The sequence below is a fragment of the Mesorhizobium sp. M2C.T.Ca.TU.002.02.1.1 genome, from assembly GCF_003997225.1.
This window is the reverse complement of the sequence record NZ_RZTO01001485.1, coordinates 1-522: the sequence shown is the minus strand read 5'-3', so window position 1 is coordinate 522 and position 522 is coordinate 1. Positions and strand designations below refer to the sequence as shown.

General features: G+C 69.3%; 1 protein-coding gene and 1 pseudogene. Both read left to right on the top strand.

Going from position 1 to position 522, the window contains the following annotated elements:
* On the top strand, nucleotides 1-166 hold a 166-nt coding region (locus EOD07_RS36880; protein ID WP_164772983.1), incomplete at its 5' end, for a YcjX family protein.
* A pseudogene (locus EOD07_RS36875) lies at nucleotides 163-522 on the top strand (TIGR01620 family protein); the annotation flags it as partial. The gene EOD07_RS36880 and the pseudogene EOD07_RS36875, both read left to right, overlap by 4 nt.

The window sequence follows — 522 nt, the reverse complement described above, 5'->3', positions numbered from 1 at the left end:
GTTCGATGCCTCCGGATCGCCGCCAGACGGCACCGAACCGGCGGTCCGCTTCGTGCGCTTCCCTCCGCCGAAGCTCGAACGCACCGCCGAAGGCGTCACGCTGTCCCTGCCGCATATCCGGCTCGACCGCGCGCTGCAGTTCCTGATCGGAGATCATCTGGCATGACCGCGCCCCGCAAACCGGCGGCTTTCCGCATCGAACCCGAGACCGAGGCTCCGCCGCATCCGCAGCGAAATCGCGGCGCCGAGGAGCAACCGATGCGCCGGCCGCGCGCGGCCAGGGCGGATGTCGCGACGGTCATTCCCTCCGAAATCGACGTTTTCGACGAACCGGACATCGAGGCTGCAATCCCGCCGCCGGCGACGGCGCCAAAAAAGTCTTCGCTGCTGGCGCGGCTGTTCTTCGGCGCTCTGAGCGTGCTCGTCTCGCTGGCGGTCGGCCTGTGGGCCGACCAGCTGATCCGCGATCTGTTCGCGCGCGCCGAATGGCTCGGCTGGCTGGGAGCCGGGATGGGGGCCATC